Annotated in this window: 3 protein-coding genes; 2 read left to right on the top strand and 1 reads right to left on the bottom strand. The window is 28.6% G+C overall.

Features of this window, described 5'->3' with window-relative positions; translation table 11 throughout:
* Positions 1-53 precede the first annotated feature (53 nt).
* Positions 54-1,604 (bottom strand): flippase, encoded by a 1,551-nt coding sequence (locus A9758_RS01870; protein ID WP_011406505.1) that lies wholly within the window; start codon positions 1,602-1,604, stop codon positions 54-56.
* Between the two features lie 199 nt (positions 1,605-1,803).
* On the opposite strand from A9758_RS01870, the gene A9758_RS01865 reads away from it, so the two are divergent.
* Positions 1,804-2,124: a hypothetical protein gene (locus A9758_RS01865; protein ID WP_011406504.1), complete on the top strand. Its 321-nt coding sequence runs from the start codon at positions 1,804-1,806 to the stop codon at positions 2,122-2,124.
* Between the two features lie 224 nt (positions 2,125-2,348).
* Positions 2,349-3,500 carry a TIGR03576 family pyridoxal phosphate-dependent enzyme gene (locus A9758_RS01860; RefSeq protein WP_011406503.1) on the top strand — a complete coding sequence of 384 codons (1,152 nt, stop codon included), beginning with the start codon at positions 2,349-2,351 and terminating at the stop codon, positions 3,498-3,500.
* Positions 3,501-3,624: the final 124 nt, after the last annotated feature.

The following is a 3,624-nucleotide window of genomic DNA, read 5'->3' as shown; positions in this document are numbered from 1 at the left end:
ATGAAATAGATTTTTATCATTAAAAAAATAGAAAAAGGGTGGTGATACTTATTTTAGTCTGTGTAGTTGTAGATAAATCTAACTACTGGATCTAGGTATTTTTTAAGTGGACCTGTTTTATTTGCAATATGTTCAATAAATACAACATCATCCCTTTTTATTGCCTTAGTAAAGACCACTATGGCCAAGTACAATATACTTCCAATTATTCCACCAATTATCATACCAAGAATATTTTGTGGTACAACATACATCATACCAATCATGACAAACGATGCAATAAACATCTTTATCATGTCTAAGTATGGTGCATGAATTGAAGTAATCTTTGTTAAATCATACATTGTTATTATCATAAGAAGACATGTTGATATTGTTGTTGCAAATGCTGCACCAGCTATACCATAACGTGGTATTAAAATAAAGCTAAGTACCATATTCACTATAGCTCCTATTATCAGTGCATACATTGGTTTTTGTGGTTTTCCAAGACCTTGACACATACTACTTCCTATAAGATATATTGAGAAGAAAAACATTCCAGTAACAAGTATCCATAGAGCACTAGCTCCAGGAACATATTCTTTACCAAATAGTATTGACATAATTGGTGCTGCAAATACCATTATGAATGCTGATACTGGTAGTGTTGTTAGTGTTGTGTATCTGTATGATTGATGAATATATAATTTAAGTAATTCCCTATTCTTTAGACTACTTGCTTCACTAGTTGCTGGAAGTACTGATGTGGATATGGAATTTGATATTATAAGTGGTATTCTTGCAATTGCACTTGCATTTGTATAGAAACCTGCAAATAATGTTGGTAAAAACATACCAATGAAGAATGTTCCAGTATCATATAAAAATATTTCTGCAACACCTGATATTACAACTGGTATTGAGAATTTAAATATTTTAAGAATTAATCCAAGTTCTTCCTTAAATGTTATTGGTTCATAGTTTCCATTTAAATAGTTTTTCTTCATATCAGTTTTAAAAAGATAATATGATCCAAGTAGTGCCATTAAAAATCCTATTGCAGTACCAAGAACTGCTCCTGCTGCATACCATCCAATAAGTACTAGTATTATGGCAAAAATCAATGTGAATATTTGTTCAATAAACTTACTATAGAATATGTAAGTCATTTGATAAAATCCTTGGAAAACTCCTCTTAGTGCTCCTACAATTATACTAAATGGTATTATTAGTGCAACTAATCGTAATGGCAGTAATGCTTCGGGTTTGTGCCATATTCCTATTGCTATAGGTTCTGATATTAAAAACATTATAACTGCTGCTAGTAGTGCCATGAATATCATTAATTTCAAACCAGTTATAATGATTTGATGAACCATCTTCTTATCATCAACTGCCTTATATTCTGACACATATTTTGCTATTGCTGGAGGTACTCCTCCTGATGCTCCTATAATAAAAATATTTTGAAATGGTAATGTTAATCCTACTATACCATATCCTGTTGTAGTTAAAAGTCTACTTAAAATAAATCTATAAATAAATCCGCCTAATCTGAGAATTATGGAACCAAGTAGAATAATAATACTACCTGAGGCTAGTTTGGATTTTTTATCAGTCAAGTATCTACCTCCTTAGTCTTAGAGCATATTATATTTTATTATAATAATTTTCAATAGATTTTTATAATATACTTATTAATTAGAATATAGTATTAAAGTATATTAAACATAATATATGAATATATCATAATAAATAAGTAGTATAAGAAAGAAACTAATAAATAGTTGTTTTTCGAGTATTAAAAAAAAGGGGAATTATATGGAAAGTAACGTTGATAGATTAGGAAGAAGAATGGTTGAGCTAAATAATGCTCTTCAAGATAAAAGAACAAATCCAGATTATGGTTTTGAAAATGTTAAATCAGTAGATATGTTAATAAAATTTGTAATAACATTAGATGGTTCTGAAAATGGTATAAATGATGGAATATATATTTATATGAATGATGATGGATCTATTGTAAATGCTGAATATTTTGTTAAGGAAAATGATGATGTTACAATCATAAGCTTTACTGATGAACAACTTGAACTTATTATTGAATTATTTAGTGATGTATTTACAGTAAATGTAGATTAAGTATTTTTCTACATTTATCATATCTTTTTTTCTGTAGTATTTATAAAACATGGCTTTGTAGAAATCCTATCTCTTTAAAATTTTTACTATGATTTTTGTAAAGATCTTGGGGCTATGATTTTTATAAACACTTTTTTTTTATTACAATTTTTATAGTATCTATTACACATTATAATATATACTAATTATTTTGTTTTAGTATTAATTTTAGATGAAGTGAAATCATGTCAATAACATTAAATGAAGTAAAAAGAAGAGAAAAAGGACTTAAAATAATTAAAGATAAGATTGAAACTGATGGTATTGATAGTTTAATAGATTTAACTGGTCTTGCTGGTGGTTTTGATATAACACCAGAAGACATATCATTACTTGAAACATATGCAGGACCTGCTGTTTATGAACAGAAAGTTCAAAAGTTAGGTATTAAACATTTAGGTGGAGAAAAAATATTACCAGTAAATCGTACAACTAGTGGTATTGTTGCAATGATTATAGCTCTTGTAAAACCTGGAACAAAAATTGTACATTTCCTTGCAAAAAAACCAGCACATCCATCTATACCACGTACTGCTAAACTTGTTGGAGCAGACTATGAAGAATACACTAATCTTGATGAATTTAAAATAGATGATAATACATCACTTGTTTTTATAACAGGCACTACAATGGATTTAGAAGTAATTAGTGTGGAAGACTTTAAAAGAGTTATTAAACAGGCAAAAGAAAAAGATGTTATTGTAGCAGTGGATGATGCATCTGGTGCAAGAATAAGAAGAGCAGTATATAATCAACCAACAGCTATAGATTTAGGTGCTGACATATCAGTTACAAGTACTGATAAATTAATGGAAGGTCCACGTGGTGGATTAATGGCTGGAAGTACTGAAATTATTGATAAAATAAAATTAGTTGTTAATCAGTATGGACTAGAAGCACAAGCACCACTTATTGTTGGTATGATTAAGGGTTTAGAAAAATATTCTCCAGAGAGAATTCAAGAAGCATTTAAACAAAAAGATGAATTATATCAAAAATTATTAGATAAACAATTAAATCCACAAACAACTCCCACAGGTTTCATGTTTAAGGAAGAAGAAATAAAGGCTGAAGTTGAAAAACGTGGAGCTAAAGTGGATATGGATGCAGATGTTATAGCAACAGTATATTCTATGCTTTTAATTGATAATTATAATATTATCACAATACCTGCTGTAGGTATGCCGGGAGCTTCAAAAACTGTACGTTTTGATTGGGCTGCAAAGGATTCTGATAAATTAACTATGGATGAATTAGTCAGTGCTGTTTGTGATACATTTGATAAAACAGTTGAAGTATGTAAAAATAATGACTTTGAATCTGTATTATATAATTAATTAACAAAAATGAATCTGTATTATATAATTAATTAACAAAAATAGTGGGGGATATGGATGATGATTTATTCATCATCTATTATTTCTATTTCTCCAGAAATTACTTTTTCTAATTTTCCATCTT

The organism is Methanosphaera sp. A6 (assembly GCF_001729395.1).
In the GTDB taxonomy this organism is placed as follows: Archaea; Methanobacteriota; Methanobacteria; order Methanobacteriales; family Methanobacteriaceae; genus Methanosphaera; species Methanosphaera stadtmanae.
This window is presented reverse-complemented; position numbering and strand designations above follow the sequence as displayed.